Consider the following 21,590-nt stretch of genomic DNA (forward strand, 5'->3'; position numbering starts at 1 on the left):
ATTTTCTATTCTCAGGGGGGATAGTTCGGGTAAAGAGTTGTATCTTTACGCTCCAAGAAAAATAGAGATTTGATAAATATGAAGAAAGAGAAACCATTGATATTATTGTCTAATGATGACGGAGTGACTGCCAAGGGGTTGAATGAGTTGATTCGTGCGTTGCGCGGATTGGGGGAGATTATTGTAATGGCTCCCGACGGACCACGTTCCGGTGCATCCGGCTCAATTACTTCGGAGTATCCTGTCAGATATTATAAAGTGCGTGAAGAAGAAGACCTGACTGTATATAAATGTAGCGGTACTCCGGTTGATTGTGTGAAACTGGCTTTGCATACTGCAGTTCCCCGTCGTCCTGATGTGGTGATAGGTGGAATTAATCATGGTGATAACTCTGCTGTGAATGTACATTACTCCGGTACAATGGGAGTGGTAATCGAAGGTTGTTTGAAGGGTATTCCGTCCATAGGTTATTCTTTGTGTAATCATTTTGCCGATGCTGATTTTTCTGCATTATTGCCTTATATTCGCAGAATAACGGAAGAAGTGCTTGAACATGGTTTACCGGCCGGTATTTGTCTGAACGTGAACTTCCCGGATGTCGCAGCATTCAAGGGAGTCTGTATTTGCCGTCAGACGGCCGGTGTTTGGGATAAGGAATGGAAAGTTTGTCAGCATCCCAGAGGTGGAGAATATTATTGGTTGACAGGGCAGTTTGTGAATCATGAGCCTGATGCTGTTGATTCTGACCATTGGGCGTTGGAACACGGTTATGTTGCCGTCACGCCTACACAGATAGATGTTACGGCTTATAGTGTAATGAAGGAATTGAAAAACTGGAAGTTAGACGTATGAAATACTATTTAATAGTAGGCGAGGCATCAGGAGATTTGCATGCATCCAATTTGATGCGTGCTTTGCAGCAAGAAGATTCTCACGCAGATTTCCGTTTCTTTGGAGGGGACAAAATGAGTGCTGTTGGAGGAAGCCGAGTAAAGCATTATAAAGAGCTGGCTTATATGGGGTTTATTCCCGTATTATTGCATTTGCAAACTATTCTTCGTAATATGAAACAATGTCAGGAGGATATTGTAGCATGGCAGCCCGATGTTGTTATTTTGGTGGATTACCCCGGATTTAATTTGAAAATAGCTGAATATATCAAAAAGAACACTCAAATACCTGTTTACTATTATATTTCTCCCAAGATTTGGGCATGGAAAGAATATAGGATAAAGAACATCAAGCGAGATGTGGATGAACTGTTTTCTATTCTTCCGTTTGAAGTCGATTTTTTTGCAGGGCATCATTATCCTATTCATTATGTGGGGAATCCGTGTGTGGATGCGGTGGATGAATATTGCAAAGGTAATGTGGAAACTTTTGGCGCTTTTGCAGCCGAAAACGGTTTGGCAGACAAACCGGTTATTGCTCTGCTTGCCGGCAGCCGCAAACAGGAGATAAAGGATAATCTCCCTAAAATGTTGGAGGCGGCCGCACCCTTTACAAAGGATTATCAATTGGTGCTTGCCGGTGCGCCGGGTATGGAACCTTCTTATTATGAAGAATATCTGAATCCGAAAGTTCCTGTTAAAATAGTCTTTGGACAAACTTACCGATTGTTGCGGCAGGCACAGGCGGCATTGGTGACTTCGGGAACAGCCACATTGGAAACGGCATTGTTCCGGGTGCCACAGGTGGTATGTTATCATACTCCTCTTGGAAAGTTTATTGCATTTTTGCGCCGGCATATTCTGAAGGTGAAATATATTTCATTAGTCAATCTGGTTGCCGATAAAGAAGTTGTCCGTGAGCTGGTTGCTGATACGATGACTGTTGCGAATATCCGTTCAGAACTCGAGGCTATCTTATATAATAAGGTGTATAGAGAACAAATGTTGGGTGAGTACGAGCGTATTATCCAGATATTGGGACCGGCAGGAGCTTCCCGGCAAGCGGCACGACAAATGGTGGCTTTATTGAAGAAATAAACTTTTTAGGGGATAGTTTTGTTGTTTCGGGAATAATGAACCTAAATCCCGAAGTATATGAAATATAAATTGAAAAGTTTTTTGATGGCAGGACTTCTTATTGGTGTATCTGCTTTTTATGGTTGTGGAAATGATGACGATGATTATCCCAATGCTACAGTAGCGGTAGGAATGGCAACGGTAGAACGTCCGCCTCAGTATGACGCTCCTTATTTTGTCTTGGATAACGGCAAGAAGATGTGGGTGGTACAAACCCTTGTTCCTTACAAAGATCTTAAAGCAGACGAACGTGTGTTTGGCAGTTTTAGCTTGTTGCAACCCGGTGAAGATGGTTTCAGCTATAATATACGTTTGAATGATTATACGATGGTGCCTGTGCAAGAGGTCCTTTCACTGAATGTAGAGAATGTGGACAGTATTGGAAATCAGGTGGTGCAGGTTAGGGATATCTGGCCTTCCGACGATTATCTGAATGTACGCTTTATGCTGAACTATCCGAATCCGCAGAAACCGATTTTAAACTTGGTGTTTAATGAAATGATTCCTTTGGTGGATGACGGATATGCTCATTTGGAGCTTCGTTATAATAGTAATGGAAGTGCCGGAAGATTAGTTCCCGGCATGGTCTCATTTAAATTGGGCAAATACGGACCTTCCAATAGTAGTCTGAAAGGATTAAAAGTATTGGTTAAGACATCCGCCGGAAATGAGAAAACATATACTTTTTCTTATCCGCTGACGGATGAGGCTGTTCCCTCATTCACTCCGTTCGATTTATCGGAATTAAAATAGAGATATCACATATAAATAAACTACTGCTGCCGGGATAGCGAGGATGGCACTGTCAAAACGGTCAAGTATTCCACCATGTCCCGGCAGAATGTTTCCGGAGTCTTTCAATCCCAGATGACGCTTGAACAGTGACTCACTCAAGTCACCCCATGTACCGAATACGACGACAGTCAATCCCAGTCCTACCCATACTCCCATTGACATAAATGGGAAAAAATAAGCCATGACGAAAGCAGCGATAATGCTGAATACACCGCCGCCGATAGAACCTTCCCATGATTTCTTGGGTGAGATGCGTTCAAATAAACGGTGCTTCCCGAAAAGCATTCCGGTACAATAAGCACCCGTATCATTAACCCAATTAAAAATAAAGATGGAGAGAGGAAGAATAGGATTGTATTGTGAAATGCTGGTTGCTTCATCAGAATGGAATGCCAATACATTTAATAAAGCAAACGGCAATGCAAGATAAATTTGGCTGAACATGGCGTAAGCCCAATTATTCAACGGATTTTTCTTCTTGAGATACAGTTCGCTCGCCATCAGATAGATGATTAATGCCAGATAGGGAACGAATATACCTGTTTGGGCAGGATTGATGCCATAATAGAAAAAGCATAGAAATAAGAATATACCTCCTAAGATGCAGATACGCTTATTCATCTGCACGTCTTCTTGCTTGTTTACTAAATTGCCAAATTCATTGATGGCTGCTGCACTGATAATAGCAAACAGAATGCCGAATGAGATAGGACCTCCTAATATACAGCCGATTAATACTGCTACGAAAATAATCCCGGTAATGGCACGTTGCATGAAATTGTTTTTCATGGTAATTTGATTATGTAATAGACTAATGCCATCCCATACTTTCTTTGTCTGCCTTGAATTGAAAATATGGAATGGCAATACTTATTGTTTATGCTTTTTTCTTTTCTTCAGTTTCCTTTTCCTCAAAGTTTTCAGTTACTTTTATAGTTTTTGAAGTTCCTTCTTCAGCAGCCATAATTTCTTCTGAGCGTGAAGTCCAGGGACGTTTACCGAATATGCGCTCGACATCCTCGGCAAAAATAACTTCTTTTTCAACCAGAAGACGAGCCAACTCGTTGTGTCCGTCTTTGTGCTCGGACAAAATAGCTTTGGCACGATCATATTGTTCGTTAATCATGCGTTTGACTTCTTCGTCAATAAGTTCGGCTGTACGGTCGCTGTATGGTTTGCTAAAAGAATATTCGTCATTGCTGTAATAACATAAGTTAGGCAACTTGTCGCTCATTCCGGCGTATGCAATCATGCCGTAAGATTGTTTGGTCACTCTTTCCAGGTCGTTCATGGCCCCGGTTGAAATATGTCCGGTGAACAACTCTTCAGCGGCACGTCCGCCTAAAGTGGCACACATCTCGTCCAACATCTGTTCTTTAGTGGTGATTTGTCTTTCTTCCGGCAAATACCACGCAGCACCTAAAGCGCGGCCACGCGGAACGATAGTGACCTTAATCAATGGATTGGCATGTTCCAGAAACCATGAAAGGGTGGCATGACCGGCCTCGTGTAAAGCAATCGTATTCTTCTCTTCAGCGGTCATAATTTTGGTTTTCTTCTCCAAACCGCCGATAATACGGTCTACCGCATCCAGAAAATCTTGTTTCCCTACGGCAGGTCTTCCATGACGGGCGGCAATCAGGGCAGCCTCATTACATACATTGGCAATATCCGCACCGCTGAATCCCGGAGTCTGACGGGCCAATAAATCCACATCCACCGAATGGTCCAGTTTCAGGGGCTTTAAATGTACACCGAACACTTCTTTACGTTCATTCAAGTCGGGTAAGTCAACATGAATTTGACGGTCGAAACGTCCGGCGCGAAGCAATGCTTTATCGAGGATGTCTACACGGTTGGTAGCGGCCAAAATAATGACGCCACTGTTAGAACCGAAGCCGTCCATTTCGGTTAATAATTGGTTCAGTGTGTTTTCGCGCTCGTCATTTCCACCCATACTCGGGTTTTTGCCACGTGCACGTCCCACTGCATCAATTTCGTCGATGAAGATAATACAGGGAGCTTTTTCCTTGGCCTGACGGAAAAGGTCACGAACGCGTGAAGCACCTACACCGACAAACATTTCTACAAAGTCAGAACCAGACAATGAGAAGAACGGAACATCCGCTTCACCTGCCACGGCTTTTGCAAGCAGAGTCTTACCGGTTCCCGGAGGGCCTACAAGCAAGGCACCTTTAGGTATCTTACCTCCAAGTTCCGTATATTTCTGCGGTTGTTTCAGGAACTCTACAATTTCTTCCACCTCCTGCTTTGCTTCAGCTTGGCCGGCTACATCCTTAAATGTAATCCGGTTGGTCTTGTCTCCTTTCTCATATACCTGAGCTTTACTTTTACCCACGTTAAAAGGATTGGCGCCACCCGAACCCCCGCCTCCGCTCATACGGCGCATGGCAAACATCCAGATACCGATCAAGAGCAAGAAAGGAGCGATATTCCAAAATAGAGCACCGAAATAGTCACGTTTTTTCTCGTAACTGATTGAACCTGTGAAATGGCCTTCTTCCTGAGCTTTCTCCAAAAACTTGTCTAATGATTCCATCGAACCGATTTCTACGTTCAGAAAGGGGCTTCTTCCTACTTTCTTATAATCATTCTTGAATACATCTTTTATATATTCAGGCTTGATAAACATTTCAACTGTATTGTTATCATAAGCAATGATTTTATCCGCATATCCCTTGTTCACCATGTCTTTAAACTCGGTATAAGTGATTTGCTTGTCTACTCCCCCTTCTTGATTGGAAAAATAGAGGATACCAAAGCTCATTGCGATGATAACATATAACCAGCTTAAATTGAAGCGTGGCATATTTATTTTAGGCTTGTTGTTATTATTAGTTTCACTCATTTCTTTTCTATCATAGATTAATCTAAATCAGGTAAATAGGTAAGTTTGGCATCTGCCCATAGATGTTCCAAATTATAGAAATCTCTGACTTCGGGCAGGAATACATGCACTAAGACATCGCTATAGTCCATTGCTACCCATTGTGCATTGTGGAGTCCGTCTATGGCAGTCGGTTTATTATCTGTTGCGATACGCACATACTCTTTCACCGAGTCAACAATCGCTGTGACGTGGCTGGGAGAATTTCCTTGGCAGATAACAAAATAATTGCAAATCGTATCATCAATGTCACTAAGGTCTGCTACAACAATGTTTTTACCTTTCTTTTCTTGAATACCTTCTGTTATTTTTTTTACTAAGTTCTTTGCTTCATTCATTCTATTTAATGCTAATTTTACTCAATAGTCTACATTTACAACAAAGTACAAAGATACTTGGTTTTCTAATTCTAACGAAAAAATGTGCCTGAAATATGCACCCTTTTTGTTTTTTTTAGTTAGAGAGTCTTTTAATATTAGATTAATCCTTTGAGTGGCTTTCAATGTATCTTTGTTTTTACCCCAATATATTATGAAAGGCAAGGTGGTGATGTTGGATAAGCAGGAGTGGGGATTCGACCGTTTTACTAAAGCGGATGCATTTTTTTTAGAAAAAAGTTATGTAAAAGTTTGTAGGTTCCAGAAAAAGCGGTATCTTTGCACCGTCAAAAACGAAATAAGGCTTTTGGCAAAGGACATTGGGATATGGTGTAATGGTAACACTACAGATTCTGGTCCTGTCATTCCAGGTTCGAATCCTGGTATCCCAACAAACAAACTACTTATTAAAGACAAAGCCCCTCTGAAATTGAAGTTTTAGAGGGGCTTTTGTTTTTTCAGGCTCTATCTTAAAATTAGGGATTAGCGGATATTTCGGGTCAAGTCAAAAAATATGTGGGTATAATATTTGAGAAACATTGAAAGTCTGCAATGCTAAAAACATACATCCTTCCAAAGTATTATAAATCAAGTACATCAGACGAACACCTGATTGGACGTCAGCATTGTAACTCAGAGGTCATGCTTATCACCCACAGGGTTTTCAGATTAACCCGATATTTCGGGTCAAGTCAAATTAGTGGATATCAAAGGGAAGAGTAAGCCGTTTCATAGGGTCGGCCAAGGTCTTTTAAACGGAAGATTATTACAGACTACGGCAATGGACTGTACGGTCCACTGTAGCAGACTGTACGGTCTACTGTAGCAGACTATACAGTCCGCTGCCGAAGACTGTAGTAATCCGACTGACAGAAAGGCATAATCGAAAGGACGAAAACGCTTAGTCCGACTAATGAAACGACTTAGGGAGTTCAAAGCGTATGCAGCGTTTGAAAACCGGAGGAGACAACATCCTGTGGACAGGTGTTTGCTTGATATGTTACCCCTCCCCAAAAAGAATAATAACTAACCGAAAAACCGCCATCTCAATATAAAAGGAAACCCTTCTAATCAAGATGGCGGAATCAAGATATAAGAATAATTCTTTTATTCTTTATTTATTGACTGACTGGTCAATGACTTCGATTTTTTTCAGTATCAAATCCAAATCAGCTTTCAGCTTTTCAACTTTACGATTCATTTCTGTTACCAGATTACTGCCTTTCTTTGACGAACTGGACAGGAATCCCAAGTTGTTCTCGTACGTTTGAATTTCATTTTTCATATTTTCATACGCACGAACCAGCTTTTCACGTTCACGGTATATATTACCTTCTTTACCAATATTTGACTTGAAGTTACTCAACCTCTTCTGAGAAGCAGACAGGTTTAGTTTATCGAATAACTTATCGATTATTGCGTGATATTGCTTGTATAATTTATCTTTTTCCTTGAAGGGGACATGACCGATAGCATTCCATTCCTTCATTAGTTCGCGAATGGTATTACCGGCATCTTCATCAGGAGTCTCTTGAGCGTTGATTGCACTCAGCTTTTCGATAATTTCTTTCTTCTGTGCCATGTTTTCCTGCTCAACGGAACGCTGTGAAGAAGTAGCCTTGTTCTTTTGGTCAAAGAAATAGTCGCAAGCACCGATGAAACGCTTCCATATCATTTCCGAATATTTCTTTGGAACCGGGCCGATGGTTTTCCATTCCTTTTGCAATTTGCTCAATACTTCGGCAGTAGTCTTCCAGTCTGTGCTGTCTTTCAGTGCTTCAGCCTTTTCGCATAATTCTTTCTTCTTCTCCAAATTGCCGGACATATTTTCCTTGATAGACTTGAAGAATTCTGCTTTGCGTTTAAAGAATTCGTCGCATGCCGAACGGAAGCGTTCGAATATCTTCACATTCATTTTTTGCGGAGCATAGCCGATTGTTTTCCATTTGGCTTGCAGGGCAAGAACTTCCTGTGTCTTATTTTCCCAATCCTGGAAAGTGATGAATGTGTCATACTCCATTGTTTCCACAATTTCGCAAATGACGGTCTTTTCATCCAAGTTGCGTTGCTCTTTTTCTTTCAGTGCTTCGAAGTGCTGCTGGTGACGGCGGTTTACGGTTGTTGAAGCAGTCTTGAAGCGTGTCCAGATTTCTTCGCGCAATTCTTTGGCTACGGGGCCTGTATCACGGAATTCCTGATGCAGCTTTTGCAATTGGTGGAAAGCAGAAATGACGTCTTCTTCGTTGGCCAGTTTTTCGGCAGCTTCGCAAAGATGCAGCTTTATTTCGAGGTTTTTCTTGAAATCATATTCACGGAATTCATTGTTCAGCTTAATCAAATCGTAGAACTTTTCGGCGTAAAGTTGGTAACTCTTCCATAGTTCATTGATTTTGGCTGCCGGAACTTGCTTGATTTCATTCCATTCTTGCTGCAGTTTTTTGAATTCATTGTAGGCTTTGTTGGCGTCGTCGTGAGATTCGGACAGCTCTTTCAGTTTTTCAATGATGTTCAGTTTCTTCTGCAGGTTCTCTTCTCTTTCTTTTTCCTGCTCCGCAAGCATGGCACTTCTTTTCTCTTTGATGGAACTCATGGCTTCCTTGAAACGGCTTTCGGAGTCGTCTGAAGGCATTACAAATGTTTCGGGTGCTCCACCGGCTTCCATAAATGTTTTACGGGCCGCTTCCTGTTCTGCTTTGTGTAGCTTGTAGAAAGTTTGTTTCAGCAAGTCCAACTCTTGTTTGTCGGCATTGCAAGCATCCTCGTTGAGTTCTTTTAGACGTTCAATGACCTCTTCTTTGGTTTGTTTAGGTACATACATAGTGTCATTCTCTTCCGCTTGGGCGGGGGATGATACCAAAGTTTCGGGCGTCTTGTCCATCGGAACTTCGGTTAAAGGGCGATTAGTTTCATTCGAGTCCATCGTATAGATTTTTAAAGTGAGCTTTCTTGTTATAGCAACAATTTACAAATTAAAAGAAATAAATTAGAACTTCATACTATTTTGCCTGTTTTTTTTATTTTAGGCCGATAAATGTTGTATTTCGGGCACGAATCTCATTCTTTGTTACACTTAATATAATGATACAGAGTATGAAATCCGTGCCCGAAGCACATTATAAAGAAAGAGAATTACGATAGTAGTACCGTAATGCCCATATAAAGCATCATGCCTATGATGTCGTTGGTAATGGAGATAAACGGCCCCGTGGCGATGGCGGGATCTATTTTTAGTTTTTCGAGTGTCATGGGAACCAAGGTTCCGAAGATGGAGGCGAACATGACAACAGCAAATAAACTGACTGATACCGAGTAAGATACGGTGGCGGTTGCTCCGAAGCGGATGAAGTTATAAATATAAACCAACATGGAAATGATAGTGGCATTGATAACGGCTACTACTGATTCTTTAACAATCTGTTTCCATGTATTGTGGGCGTCCAGGGAGCTGTTGGCAAGTCCCTGAACCACTAGTGCGGAAGATTGTGTTCCCACATTTCCTCCCGTACCGCCGATTAGCGGGATATAGAGTGCCATTTCGGGGTGTGCTGCAAAGGTGCTGTCGAAGTTTCCCAAAATCATGGAGTTGCCGATGCCGCCAATCATTCCAATCAGCAGCCATGGAAGGCGTGCTGTGGTCTGGCGGAATACGCTGTCGTCCGTTTCTACGTCTTGGGACAAACCGGATGCCAACTGGTAATCGCGTTCTGCTTGTTCACGGACTTCGTCCATTACATCGTCTACGGTAATACGCCCCACTAGGCGGCCGATGCTGTCTACCACAGGAACTGCTACCAAGTCGTATTTTTCAATCAACTGAACCACTTCGTCTATCGGAGTGTCTACGTGCACCGAAAGCGGGTCTTTCTTCATTACATGCTTCACTTTGGAAACAGAAGGGCTGGTAATCATCTTTTTTAAGGGGAATACACCGCGTAGGCGTTCGTCGTCATCCACTACATATACATAATAGATTTCGTCCATGTCTTCTGCCTGAATACGCATTTCTTTCAGACATTCGGGCATACTCCAGTTTTCGTTAACGATGACCATTTCGGTACCCATCAAACCACCGGCAGTGTCTTCGTCGTATTTCAGCAAGTCGACGATGTCTCCTGCCTGTTCTATATCTTCGATGTGTGAAAGGACTTCTTCCTGTTTGTCTTCATCCATTTCACGGATGATGTCAACGGCGTCATCCGAGTCCATGTAGTCTACAAATCGCTTGGCGATTGTTTCGGAAGGAAGTATCTCCAGGAAATCCTTACGTGCGTCTTCGTCCATTTCGATGAGGACATCGGCAGCCGTTTCATTATCCAATAACAGATAAATGAACCGGGCTTCTTCGGCATCCAGTTCATTGCACAGTTCGGCAATGTCGGCAGGATGCAAGCCAGAGAGCAGTCCTTTCAGTTCCTCGGAGTTCTTTTGCTCGATAAGCTGTTCTACTTTTTCTAATTCCTCTTTATTCATCCTATTTTTCTTCCGTTAATATAAAATAAATAGGTTATTCCTTTTTGCTTGTTGCACCCTTGCGGGCGATGTCGTTGCCGCAATTTATGTCTGCTTTGTCTTTCAGGGCGGCTTCTACTCGGTTGGTCAGCTCGATAAATTCCTGTACCGATAACTGTTCCGGTCGTTTGTTGAATACCGAATCATTGCTTAGCGGATTTCCTTTTTCTAAAATTGAAGAGATGGAATTTCGCAAAGTTTTGCGCCGTTGGTTGAAAGTGGTCTTCACGATGAGTCTGAACAATTTTTCGTTGCATCCCAGTTCTTTCGTTTCGTTGCGTGTCATTCGGATAACGGCACTCTTTACTTTCGGGGGCGGATTGAATACATGTTCGTGCACGGTGAACAGGTATTCCACTTTATACCACGCTTGAATCAGGATACTCAGGATGCCATAAGTCTTGCTGCCCGGACCGGCGGCGATACGTTCGGCCACTTCTTTCTGAATCATTCCGGTGCAACAAGGAATCAGGTCTTTATAGTCCAACATCTTAAAAAAGATTTGACTGGATATATTATACGGATAGTTACCGGTGAGAACAAAGGGGTTGCCATTAAACACCTTCTCCAGTTTCAGCTTTAAAAAGTCATCTTCTATGATGTTCCCTTCCAAAGCGGGGAAGTTCTCACGCAGATAGGCAACTGACTCAAAATCAAGCTCTACCACTTTTACTTCACGTCCTTTTTCCATCAGGAATTGGGTTAATACTCCCATGCCCGGTCCCACTTCGAGAATAGGTAAACCGGGACATTCGTCCACCGTATCGGCTATATCTTTTGCAATACTCAGGTCTTTAAGAAAGTGCTGTCCCAGAAACTTTTTTGGTTTGACTAATCCCATTCCGTTATTTTTCTATCATTAATAAATAGGTTTATTTCGCTAAGATAGTATCTTTGCATCGTGCAAAGGTAAACATTATAAATTTAAAATACGTTGATTTTGGAAGGAACTCATATAAAAAAGATTGTAAAAAAGAGCCTGCAGATACTGCTTCCGTTGGTTTTGGGAGCTGCGATAATGATATGGATGTACCGTGGATTTAATTTCGGGCATGTGTGGGAGGTATTGGATGGCGGGATGAATTATAGTTGGATGCTGCTTTCACTGGTATTTGGCGTGTTCAGTCACATCTTCCGGGGGTGGAGATGGAAACTTACATTGGCTCCGTTGGACGAGCATCCCAAAACATCAGACTGTGTGTATGCTGTTTTTGTGTCGTATGCTGCCAATCTGATTGTTCCTCGTGTGGGTGAAATCTCTCGTTGCGGCATTTTGGCAAAGTATGACGGCACTTCTTTTTCCAAGTCTTTGGGGACGGTGGTAACAGAGCGTCTGATTGATACCCTCTGTGTAGCTTTGATAACGGGGGTGACATTGTTGCTGCAAGCCGGCGTGTTCGCTACTTTTTTCAAAGAGACAGGAACTGATACGCGGGCGCTGACCGATGTATTGACCTCTGCCCATTTCTACATTATTATAATATGTGTTTTGGCTGTCTGTGTGCTGGCCTTTTTTCTGATAAGGAATGTGGCGGTGTTTGCAAAGGTGAGAGGTATCCTGCATAATGTGTGGGTTGGTATCCTTTCGTTGAAAGATGTGAAGCAGATGCCACTTTTCATCTTCTATACCGTTGCCATTTGGGTTTGTTATTTCCTACAATTTTACGTGTCCTTCTTTTGTTTTGATTTCTCGGACAATCTGAGCATCATGGCTGCGCTGGTGATGTTTGTTGTCGGTAGCATTGCGGTCGTTGTTCCTACTCCTAACGGGGCAGGCCCGTGGCATTTTGCGGTCATAACCATGATGATGCTCTATGGAGTAGGTAAAGAAGATGCAGGAATTTTTGCACTATTAGTGCATGGAATACAAACCTTTTTATTAATTTTGTTGGGAATATATGGATTAGCGGCTTTGCCGTTCACTAATAAAACTAAGAAGTTATGAGTACAATTCTCTCTCTTGCTCCGCAGAACGTGTGGAAGCATTTCTATTCATTGACTCAGGTTCCCCGTCCTTCGGGCCATCTGAAGAAGATTCAAGAGTTCTTGCTGAACTTTGGAAAAAGTATCGGCGTAGAAACATTTCAAGACGAAGCAGGTAATATCATCTATCGTAAACCTGCTACTCCCGGTATGGAAAACCGTAAGAAAGTAATTCTTCAGTCACACATGGATATGGTGCCCCAGAAGAATAACGATACAGTACATGATTTTGAAAACGATCCCATCCAGACTTATATCGATGGCGATTGGGTGAAAGCCAAAGGTACTACATTGGGGGCCGACAATGGTATGGGTGTAGCTGCTATTATGGCTATTTTAGAGGACAAGACACTGACACACGGACCGTTGGAAGCATTGATTACCGCCGATGAAGAAACAGGAATGTTTGGTGCATTCGGTTTGAAACCGGGGACAGTGGATGGCGATATCTTGTTGAACCTTGATTCGGAAGAAGAAGGCGAATTATATATAGGTTGTGCAGGTGGTGAAGATTTGACAGCCACTTTGGAATACAAAGAGGTAGAAACCGATTCTAATGATATTGCTTTGAAAGTGACCTTGAAAGGACTTCGCGGCGGTCACTCCGGCCTTGAAATCAACGAAGGCCGTGCCAATGCCAATAAGTTGATGGCACGTTTTATGAATCAGGTGATTACTTATGATGAGGCATGTCTGGTATCATGGCAGGGCGGAAATATGCGTAATGCCATTCCCCGTGAGTGCGAAGTGGTGATTACTGTTCCGGCTGAAGAAGAAGCTGATGTGATGGAATATGTACAAGAGTGCGAGGCTTTGTGGAATGAAGAATACCACGTGCACGAAACTCCAATCAGCTTTAAGGCGGAGCGTGTCGAACTGCCTGCAATGATGGTTCCCGATGAAATCAGAGATAATCTGGTTGATGCTCTCTATGCTTGTCAGAACGGTGTATCACGCATGATTCCGACTATTCCTGATACCGTGGAAACATCTTCCAACCTGGCTATTGTCACTATCGGTGGCGGTAAAGCGGAAATAAAGATTTTGACCCGCAGCTCACGCGACTCTATGAAGGACTACCTGAATACTTCTTTGGAAAGCTGTTTCTCTATGGCTGGTATGGAAGTGACACGCACAGGCGGTTATTCCGGTTGGGAGCCGAATGTCGATTCTCCTATTTTGAAAGCAATGAAGGAGTCGTATAAGGCACAGTTTGGCAAGGAACCGGAAGTGAAAGTGATTCATGCCGGTTTGGAATGTGGTATTATCGGTGCTGTTGTTCCGGGTTTGGATATGATTTCATTCGGGCCTACCCTGCGTTCTCCTCATTCACCCGACGAACGTTGCTATATTCCTTCGGTTGCCAAGTTCTATGATTTCGTAGTGGCAACATTGGGCAATACGCCGGTCAAAGAATAAAGAATATCAATTCATTTAGATAGTTGCAGATGAGGCTGGATTCTTAGAATTCAGCCTCGTTTGATATTAAGTCCATGCTTATACCTTCATAGTCGGTTGATTCCGAAAGGATGGCTGCTGAATATTGCAGAAAATCCGTTCTCCCTTGTTTTGTTAATTTAACTATTAATTATGCAGTGCTGAACTACATAATGCGTTTCTTTGTTAAAGGAACAATTAAAGACGAAGCTTATGAATACTCGTTATTATTTTCTGATAGTGCTCTTGGCAATGAGTTTATTTGCTCCATTGCATGCACAAACTTATGATAAAATGTGGAAAGAGGTAGAACAACTTCAAAAGAAAGACCTTCCTAAGTCTGTAGTGTCCGCATCGATGAAAATTTATGATAAGGCGAAGGCTGAGCGTGATGTACCGCAAATGATGAAGGCTTATCTGACCGCCATGCAATATCGCGCTCTGGTCACTCCCGACAGTTTGGAGGCGGATATTAGAGAGCTGGAAAATTGGGCAAAACAAACAGAAAAGGTAGAGGACAGGGCTGTGCTTTATTCCATCTTAGGTGAGTTGACTATCTCGAAAGATATAAAGCGGGGTTTTAATTTCCTGCAGTCTTCACTGAAAGACCGAGACTTGTTGGCGGGTTGTTCGGTGGAAAAGCTGAAGCCGATGGCAAAAGTCGGAGAAATGAGCAGGCGCTATTTCCATGATAATCTGTATGATTTGCTGGCGCGTCGTGCCCTCTTGCTGATGAAGCAAAACAAATGGAAAGCTGCTTCTGTCGGGAATCAGACCAACACATTGCCGACACAGGTGAAGGATATAAAGAGCTTTATGGCATATACGGTAGTGCCGGTGTCCGATTGTGATTTTGTGGCGGCGATTCTGCAGAATTACCGTTCGCTCTTGACACTGTATGATACACCCAAGTATCGTTCGGCATGGATATTGACCGGAATCGGAACACTGGATTATCTGTTTGATACATTCAATCAGAATTTCTCTAATGAGGATTGCCAAAGGGAATTACGTTCTTGGATAGCCGGATATCCCGGTGAGGAGGCCGGAGCTGAAGTTTATCTGGCGCTGTCGGACTACTTGCAAAAGCAAAACAATCAGGTGGAGCGCCTGAAAGTGGTACGTGAGGGAATTTCCAAATACCCCCGTTATGTAGGTGTCAACCAACTGAAAAATATAGAAAAGGAAATTTTGAATCCTTTCCTGTCGCTGGAGGTGTCTTCGGCTTATCCGGGCAAAATGCAAGAGTTGAAAGTAAACTATAAGAATTTGAACGGCTTTACCTTGCAGCTGTATAAGATTGACTTGCCTGTCACTTCTGTGATGTGGGCTAGTAATATGAAAAATTTCGTTGCGAAGTATGGTAAGTTGCAAAAGGAGGAGTACTTTCCGTTGAAAGGGACTGCCGATTATTTGCTGGTTGATACTACGTTGCGGATTCAGGCTCCGCAGCCGGGTATATATTACTTGAAGGCTGTGCCAAAAGGAAAAGTCGGCGAATCAGGCGGAACATTGATGTATGTCACTGCCTTGAGAGTGATTTATCGTCCCTTGCCTGGCGATGATTTGGAATTGGTAGTGGTGGATGCCGAAAGCGGACATCCTGTGCCTGATGCCGAAGTGGTGGTTTATACCGGTACGGACGGACGTTTCATGCCATCGCAAACCTATCCGGCTGATAAAGAAGGTACACTGAAGCTCGGCTTCCCCGACAAGAAGAGGACTATTATGTATAATGCCCGTACGATGGGCGATACGGCTATGCCGATTACTGATTTGTGGAAGCAGATTTATTATGCTCCTTCGGAGGAATATGAACAGGAAATATTGAATCTGTTCACAGACCGTTCCATCTATCGTCCGGGACAAACGGTTTATGTTTCGGGCATTGCATATAAACAGCAGCAGGATGACACTCAGGTATTGGCCGATAAAAAATATACGGTGACGCTGTATGATGTCAATAATAATAAGGTGGGCGAGGTGAAGGTGACAACCAACTCGTTCGGGTCTTTCAGTGGTCAGTTCACACTGCCTTCTCCCTGTCTGACCGGTTACTTCAGGTTGCAGGCCGGTTCTGCTTCCGGCGGTTTCAGGGTGGAAGAGTATAAACGCCCTATGTTTGATGTGACTTTTGAACCGGTCAAGGCCGAATATCAAATAGGCGATTCTGTGCTCCTTACCGGTGTAGCAAGAACATTTGCGGGTGCTCCGGTGCAGAACGCGAAAGTGAATTATAGTATCAGCCGTTCTTTCTCTTGGGTCTGGCGGTCTATGGGGCCCCGGTCTGCCGTTTGGAACGGAGAAACGACAACAGATGCCGAAGGTAAATTTACAGTTCCGGTACATTTTGAGGTGGACTCTGATGTGAGAGACGGTGCGGCATGGTATTATACTTATCAGGTACAGGCGGATGTGACCGACGGTGCGGGTGAAACGCAACAGGCCAATCTGTCGTTGCCATTGGGTAAGACTTCTGTTGTGCTGGCTATCGAGGGCTTGTCTGCACAGACAGTGAAAGAGAAAGCCCGGGAATTGACCTTTTCTGCCACTAACTTATCGGGAGAACCGGTAGACACGGAGATTGTTTATCAGGTGTTTAAATCCAATGACAGGAATAATAAAACCGGTGAGAAGGTGTTGCAGGCTACGACCGCATCCAATAAAAAGTTTCTGCCCGAAGCATTGTACCGACTTCCTTCCGGCTCTTATGTCCTGAGGATTTCGGCTAAGGATGCGCAGGGCAGAGAATGTACGGCATCCCAAGACTTTCTGTTGTTCTCGCTCGACGACAAACGGCCGCTGATACCCACCGCTGATTGGTTCTATCAGGACGGAGAGGAATTTGAAGGAGATTCTCCGGCTACTATCTATGTTGGCAGCAGTGAAAAGAGTATCTATCTTCTTTATGATGTCTTTTCCGGCAATAAGCGGGTGGAAAGCAGACGCGTGCAGTTCTCCGATTCCATTGTCAGCTTCCCTCTTACTTACAAGCAGGAGTATGGAAATGGGGTAATGGTAAGTGTCGCTTTTGTGAAAGACGGACAACTTTATACGCACTATGCACAGATTACCAAACCTGAACCGGACAAGGAATTGCAGTTGAAGTGGAATACGTTCCGCGATAAACTCCGTCCCGGTCAGCAGGAAGAATGGAAACTGAGCGTGCTTTATCCCGATGGCCGTCCGGCTGATGCCGAATTGTTGGCTACGATGTACGATGCCTCTTTGGATCAGTTCTATAAGCATGACTTTTTCTTCCGTTTGAACTTCAACCGTCGCATGCCACATTCCCAATGGAACAGATGGTATGCACGGACTGAATATATCTATGTCAATTTCCCCTTCAAGAGTTTGAATACCTCTTCATTCTCTTATAGTGAATTGCTGGTTCCGGGCATCAGAAATGTTGTGCCTTATGCCATGAAGGGCTTGTCTGGTGCTGTTAATTATGCACGGCGAGCGAAGTTGATTACTACCCAATCGGAAGCTGCGGTTGCCCAAGATGTGGTGCTTGAAAATGTGGTATTTGAGGAAGAAGTGGTTCCTTTCGAGAACGCGAAGATGATGGATGCGGGTGCTTTGGAAGAAACAGGAAACGTGCAGGTGCGTCAGAACTTTGCCGAAACAGCGTTCTTCTACCCGCAGCTGCGTACCAATGGGCAGGGTGAGGTCAGCATCTCGTTTGTATTGCCCGAAAGCTTGACAAAATGGAAGTTTATGGGGCTGGCACATACCAAGGAGGTGGACTACGGCCGGATAGAGGCGACTGCTACTGCCGCCAAAGAGTTCATGATTCAACCCAATATGCCGCGTTTTGTCCGTGTGGGCGATAAGGCAAACATAGCAGCTTCACTGATTAATCTGTCGGATAAAGCTGTGAACGGTACAGTTAGAATGGAACTTTTTAATCCTGAAACAGAGAAGGTTCTCTATGCTCAAAAACAGAAGTTCGGAGTGAAAGCGGGAGAAACAGGCAATGTGAACTTTACTTTTGACGTCACTGATAAATATACCATATTGGCATGCCGCATGGTGGCCGACGGAGATACGTTCAGTGATGGCGAGCAGCGATATATCCCGGTGTTGACGGATAAACAATGGGTGACGGAAAGTGTGTCGTTGGATGTTAACGGCAAAGGAAGTTATACTTTCTCATTGGAACATCTGTTTAATAACCACAGTCGTACGGTATCCGGCCAGAAGATGACAGTGGAATTTACGAGCAATCCCGTATGGTATGCTGTCATGGCATTGCCGGTGGTTGCGGTTCCGCAGGGAGAGGATGCCTTGTCGTGGGCTTCTGCTTATTATGCGAATGCGTTGGCCGAGTTCATTGTGAGTTCAAATCCGCGTATCAAGCAGATATTTGACAGTTGGCTGGCACAGGGAGGCACAAAGGAAACCTTCATGAGCCGGTTGCAAAAGAATCAGGAGCTGAAGAACATATTGCTGGCAGAGACGCCGTGGCTGACCGAAGCTATGAATGAAGAAGAACAACGCCAACACATTGCCACCTTGTTTGATTTGAATACGATGAGTAATAAATTGTCTGTCTGCGTGGCGCGTTTGAACGAGTTGCAGAATGTTGATGGTGCGTGGAGCTGGTACAAGGGTATGCCGGGCAACCGCTATATGACTACTCAGATAGCGGAAATGTTGGCTCGCCTGCAGGTAATGACCGGTGGAAAACTGAACCAAGACCTCTCTGCCATGTATCAGAAAGCATTAAACTATCTTGCTGTGCAGGCCGAGAACGAATATAAGGCAATGAAAGAAGCCGAAAAGAAAGGCGTGACGAAGGTTAGTCCCTCAGAACAGACGCTTCAATATCTGTATATCTGTGCATTGAACGGTAAAGCCGGGGCAAAAGCCGGTGTGAACCGTTACTTCATCAGTAAGTTGAGTGCACAAGCGGCTGACCTGACCATTTATGGCAAGGCGCTCTCTGCCATTGTTTTACAACAGGCCGGAGAGACGGCAAAGGCGAAAGAGTTTATGCAGTCACTTATGGAGTATTCGGTGGTGACAGAAAAGATGGGACGTTATTTTGATACTCCCAAGGCGCATTATTCTTGGTTCAGTTACAAGATTCCGACCGAAGTCGCTGCAATGGAGGCAGTGCAATATATTACCAAAGATGTGCAGGTGTTGAATCAGATGAAACGCTGGCTTTTGAAAGAGAAGCAAACGCAGACTTGGGATACCCCCATTGCTACAGTGAATGCTGTATATGCCTTGCTGAATTCGGGTACGGACTTATTGGCAAACTCTGATGCCGTGAAAATTACTTTGGGAAAAGAAGTGATTCAGACATCGGCGGAAGAACCGATTGGCTATCTCAAGAAGGTGGTAGAAGGCAATGTGATGAATCTGAAGAAGGTGACAGTGGATTGTGAAGGCAACGGCATGGGCTGGGGAGCTGTGTATGCTCAATATCTGGAGAATATGAATCGGGTGGGTGAGCAAAGTAACGGCTTGTCCATCAGCCGCAGTCTTTATAAAGGAGAGACACTCATAAAGGAAGGTGCTTTGTTGGATGTAGGTGATAAGATTACCGTTCGTTTGACAGTAAAGGCAGACCGGGATATGGATTTCGTACAGATTAAAGATGAGCGTGCCGCCTGTATGGAACCGTTGACAACATTGTCCGGTTATCGTCTGGGCACAAACCTGGGGTATTATCAAGCGACGAAAGATGCTTCCATCTCTTTCTTTATCAATCAAATGCGTAAAGGAATGTATGTGATAGAGTATCAGGTGTATGTGACCCGTTCAGGAGAATATCAGTCTGGGATAGCGACGATTCAGTCGGCTTATGCACCCGAGTTCGGCGGGCATACAGGAGGATATAAAGTAGTAGTGAAATAACAAGGTAAGGGGCGGAATTTTAAAGTTTCTGCCCCTTATCACTATTCTTATTTTGAGATATCCGCTTGCTTTTTGATGCTACGGCCGCCATCATATTCCAATCGGAAATCAAAGTTTCCTATTGTTCCGTAGAAGTATCCGCCATTGATATGCGGATAATCGATAACGATAGACTGCCCGGTGTTGTAGTCTATGTATAACCGTCCGTTTTCAATAAACCAGTCGAATTTATAAGTGTCATAATATTCGAAGGGAGGAGTGGCATAATAGACATCTTCCGTTCCCACACCGTGGTCGGGACGAGAGCCGGATGTGAATGTGATATAGCTGTCAAGAGCATAACCGTCAAAGTCGCTGGCGCCCATATCGCCGAACCATGTTACTCCATACAATCCCGACAAATCAAAGCCGATATCTTCGTCGCTCTCACAGGAAGAAAAACCGAGCGTGACAACTAGTGCAGCCAGTATAAATAGATAATTCTTCAATGTTTTCATAATATTCCAGTTTGTGATTCTAATCTTTTTGTTTTAACACCTTGTAATGCAAAGATAATACTTTTTTTCCTTACCTTTGTTACTTTAAACGAAGAATTTAGATTGGTATGAAATACATAATGCTGATAATAAGTATGTTGCTGGGGGCGGGGCTCTCAGCCTTTGCGCAGCCAAAAGCCTCTTTTGATAAAACAACGCATGAATTTGGAACTATTTTATGGAAGAATCCGGCGACGGCAACTTTTAAAATAACAAATAAAGGCGATAAGCCGTTAGTGATATCCAATGTCACCACATCCTGCGGATGTACCGTTACCGACTGGACTAAATCTCCTATCCTGCCGGGTAAAACGGGCGAAGTCAGTTCTACGTTTGACGCCAAGGCGCTCGGCCGTTTCCAGAAGAGTATCGGCATTTATTGTAATGCATCAGACAAGCCTATTTATTTGGCTTTTCGCGGAGAAGTGACTGCCGACCCTAAGAATTATACCTTTACCCATCCTTATCAAATCGGTGCAATCCGTCTGAATAAGGAAGAAATAGAGTTCGACGATGCGAACAGGGGAGATAAACCGACCATGGAATTGCTGATAGCCAATACCTCGGACAAGGTCTATACGCCTGTGTTGATGCATCTTCCTCCTTATTTGAGTGCGGTGGCCACTCCCGACAAGCTGGGACGTAACCGCACCGGAAAGATAAAGGTGACCCTTGATACCGAAAAACTTCCCAAACTGGGACTGACTACCGCTTCGGTCTATCTGTCTCGTTTCCCCGGAGACAAGGTGGGTGAGGAAAATGAAATTCCGGTTTCGGCTGTACTGTTGCCTGATTTCTCTCATATCAGTCAGCAGGAACGCCTGAATCCTCCCGTTATTCATCTTTCTGTCAAAGAGCTGGTCATGGGAGAATTGGCCGCTGACGAGAAACGCTCGCAGACGATTATAGTGAAGAATGTGGGTAAGTCTAATTTGGAAATACGTGATTTGCAAGTGTTCAACTCTGCTTTGGGAGTGCAGTTGAAGAAACGTACCTTGAAGCCGGGAGCGACGACTAAGATGAAGATTACGGCTTATGGACATAACCTCAAGAAAGTGAAAGGCTCACCTCGTGTCTTGGTGATAACGAATGACCCGAACAGCCCGAAAATAATTATCAAAGTGAAAGTAACCTCAAAGAAATAGCT

At 43.8% G+C, this 21,590-nt stretch carries 14 protein-coding genes and 1 tRNA gene; 8 read left to right on the forward strand and 7 right to left on the reverse strand.

Annotated features, from left to right (window positions below):
* Positions 1 to 78: 78 nt before the first annotated feature.
* The 3 genes from surE to QYT14_RS06630 are packed head-to-tail and all read left to right on the forward strand — an operon-like array spanning position 79 to position 2,780.
* Entirely contained in the window at positions 79 to 852 is a 774-nt protein-coding gene (surE, locus tag QYT14_RS06620) for a 5'/3'-nucleotidase SurE (protein WP_288324555.1), read from the forward strand.
* A complete protein-coding gene (gene lpxB / locus QYT14_RS06625) occupies positions 849 to 1,988 on the forward strand; it encodes a lipid-A-disaccharide synthase (protein WP_288324556.1) in 1,140 nt (379 codons plus the stop codon). The genes surE and lpxB overlap by 4 nt, the downstream gene beginning before the upstream one ends.
* A gap of 57 nt (positions 1,989 to 2,045) precedes the next feature.
* A complete protein-coding gene (locus QYT14_RS06630) occupies positions 2,046 to 2,780 on the forward strand; it encodes a NigD-like protein (protein WP_288324557.1) in 735 nt (244 codons plus the stop codon).
* Here QYT14_RS06630 and QYT14_RS06635 read toward each other — a convergent pair.
* The 3 genes from QYT14_RS06635 to rsfS form a co-directional block, all read right to left on the reverse strand.
* A complete protein-coding gene (locus tag QYT14_RS06635; RefSeq protein ID WP_288324558.1) occupies positions 2,772 to 3,611 on the reverse strand; it encodes a phosphatidate cytidylyltransferase in 840 nt (279 codons plus the stop codon). The genes QYT14_RS06630 and QYT14_RS06635 overlap by 9 nt on opposite strands.
* Positions 3,612 to 3,699: 88 nt before the next feature.
* Positions 3,700 to 5,691 carry an ATP-dependent zinc metalloprotease FtsH gene (ftsH, locus tag QYT14_RS06640; RefSeq protein ID WP_288324559.1) on the reverse strand — a complete coding sequence of 664 codons (1,992 nt, stop codon included), beginning with the start codon at positions 5,689 to 5,691 and terminating at the stop codon, positions 3,700 to 3,702.
* Positions 5,692 to 5,708: 17 nt separating this feature from the next.
* Positions 5,709 to 6,068, reverse strand: a complete 360-nt coding sequence (rsfS, locus tag QYT14_RS06645; RefSeq protein WP_237040298.1) for a ribosome silencing factor — start codon at positions 6,066 to 6,068, stop codon at positions 5,709 to 5,711.
* 360 nt (positions 6,069 to 6,428) lie between these two features.
* Here rsfS and QYT14_RS06650 point away from each other — a divergent pair.
* Positions 6,429 to 6,499, forward strand: a tRNA-Gln gene (locus tag QYT14_RS06650).
* A gap of 722 nt (positions 6,500 to 7,221) precedes the next feature.
* Here QYT14_RS06650 and QYT14_RS06655 read toward each other — a convergent pair.
* The 3 genes from QYT14_RS06655 to rsmA all read right to left on the reverse strand — a co-directional run bounded on the left by QYT14_RS06655 (position 7,222) and on the right by rsmA (position 11,457).
* Positions 7,222 to 9,027, reverse strand: a complete 1,806-nt coding sequence (locus tag QYT14_RS06655; protein WP_288324560.1) for a DUF349 domain-containing protein — start codon at positions 9,025 to 9,027, stop codon at positions 7,222 to 7,224.
* A 209-nt stretch (positions 9,028 to 9,236) separates the two neighbouring features.
* Entirely contained in the window at positions 9,237 to 10,577 is a 1,341-nt protein-coding gene (gene mgtE, locus QYT14_RS06660) for a magnesium transporter (RefSeq protein ID WP_237040296.1), read from the reverse strand.
* Positions 10,578 to 10,611: 34 nt separating this feature from the next.
* Positions 10,612 to 11,457 carry a 16S rRNA (adenine(1518)-N(6)/adenine(1519)-N(6))-dimethyltransferase RsmA gene (gene rsmA / locus QYT14_RS06665; protein WP_288324561.1) on the reverse strand — a complete coding sequence of 282 codons (846 nt, stop codon included), beginning with the start codon at positions 11,455 to 11,457 and terminating at the stop codon, positions 10,612 to 10,614.
* Between the two features lie 99 nt (positions 11,458 to 11,556).
* Between rsmA and QYT14_RS06670 the strand changes: the two genes are divergently transcribed.
* The 3 genes from QYT14_RS06670 (at position 11,557) to QYT14_RS06680 (ending at position 19,907) form a co-directional block, all read left to right on the forward strand.
* A complete protein-coding gene (locus QYT14_RS06670; RefSeq protein ID WP_237040294.1) occupies positions 11,557 to 12,561 on the forward strand; it encodes a lysylphosphatidylglycerol synthase transmembrane domain-containing protein in 1,005 nt (334 codons plus the stop codon).
* Positions 12,558 to 14,018: an aminoacyl-histidine dipeptidase gene (locus QYT14_RS06675; RefSeq protein ID WP_288324562.1), complete on the forward strand. Its 1,461-nt coding sequence runs from the start codon at positions 12,558 to 12,560 to the stop codon at positions 14,016 to 14,018. Before QYT14_RS06670 ends, QYT14_RS06675 begins: the two co-directional genes overlap by 4 nt.
* A 231-nt stretch (positions 14,019 to 14,249) precedes the next feature.
* On the forward strand, positions 14,250 to 19,907 hold the full coding sequence (locus QYT14_RS06680) for an alpha-2-macroglobulin family protein (RefSeq protein ID WP_288324563.1): 5,658 nt from the start codon (positions 14,250 to 14,252) through the stop codon (positions 19,905 to 19,907).
* A gap of 47 nt (positions 19,908 to 19,954) precedes the next feature.
* Here the strand turns inward: QYT14_RS06680 and QYT14_RS06685 are convergent, their stop codons facing one another.
* A complete protein-coding gene (locus QYT14_RS06685) occupies positions 19,955 to 20,404 on the reverse strand; it encodes a hypothetical protein (protein ID WP_288324564.1) in 450 nt (149 codons plus the stop codon).
* A gap of 107 nt (positions 20,405 to 20,511) precedes the next feature.
* On the opposite strand from QYT14_RS06685, the gene QYT14_RS06690 reads away from it, so the two are divergent.
* Positions 20,512 to 21,588 carry a DUF1573 domain-containing protein gene (locus QYT14_RS06690; protein WP_288324565.1) on the forward strand — a complete coding sequence of 359 codons (1,077 nt, stop codon included), beginning with the start codon at positions 20,512 to 20,514 and terminating at the stop codon, positions 21,586 to 21,588.
* The last annotated feature ends 2 nt before the right edge of the window (positions 21,589 to 21,590 follow it).

The sequence above is a fragment of the uncultured Phocaeicola sp. genome, assembly GCF_948499155.1.
Classification (GTDB): Bacteria; Bacteroidota; Bacteroidia; order Bacteroidales; family Bacteroidaceae; genus Phocaeicola; species Phocaeicola faecalis.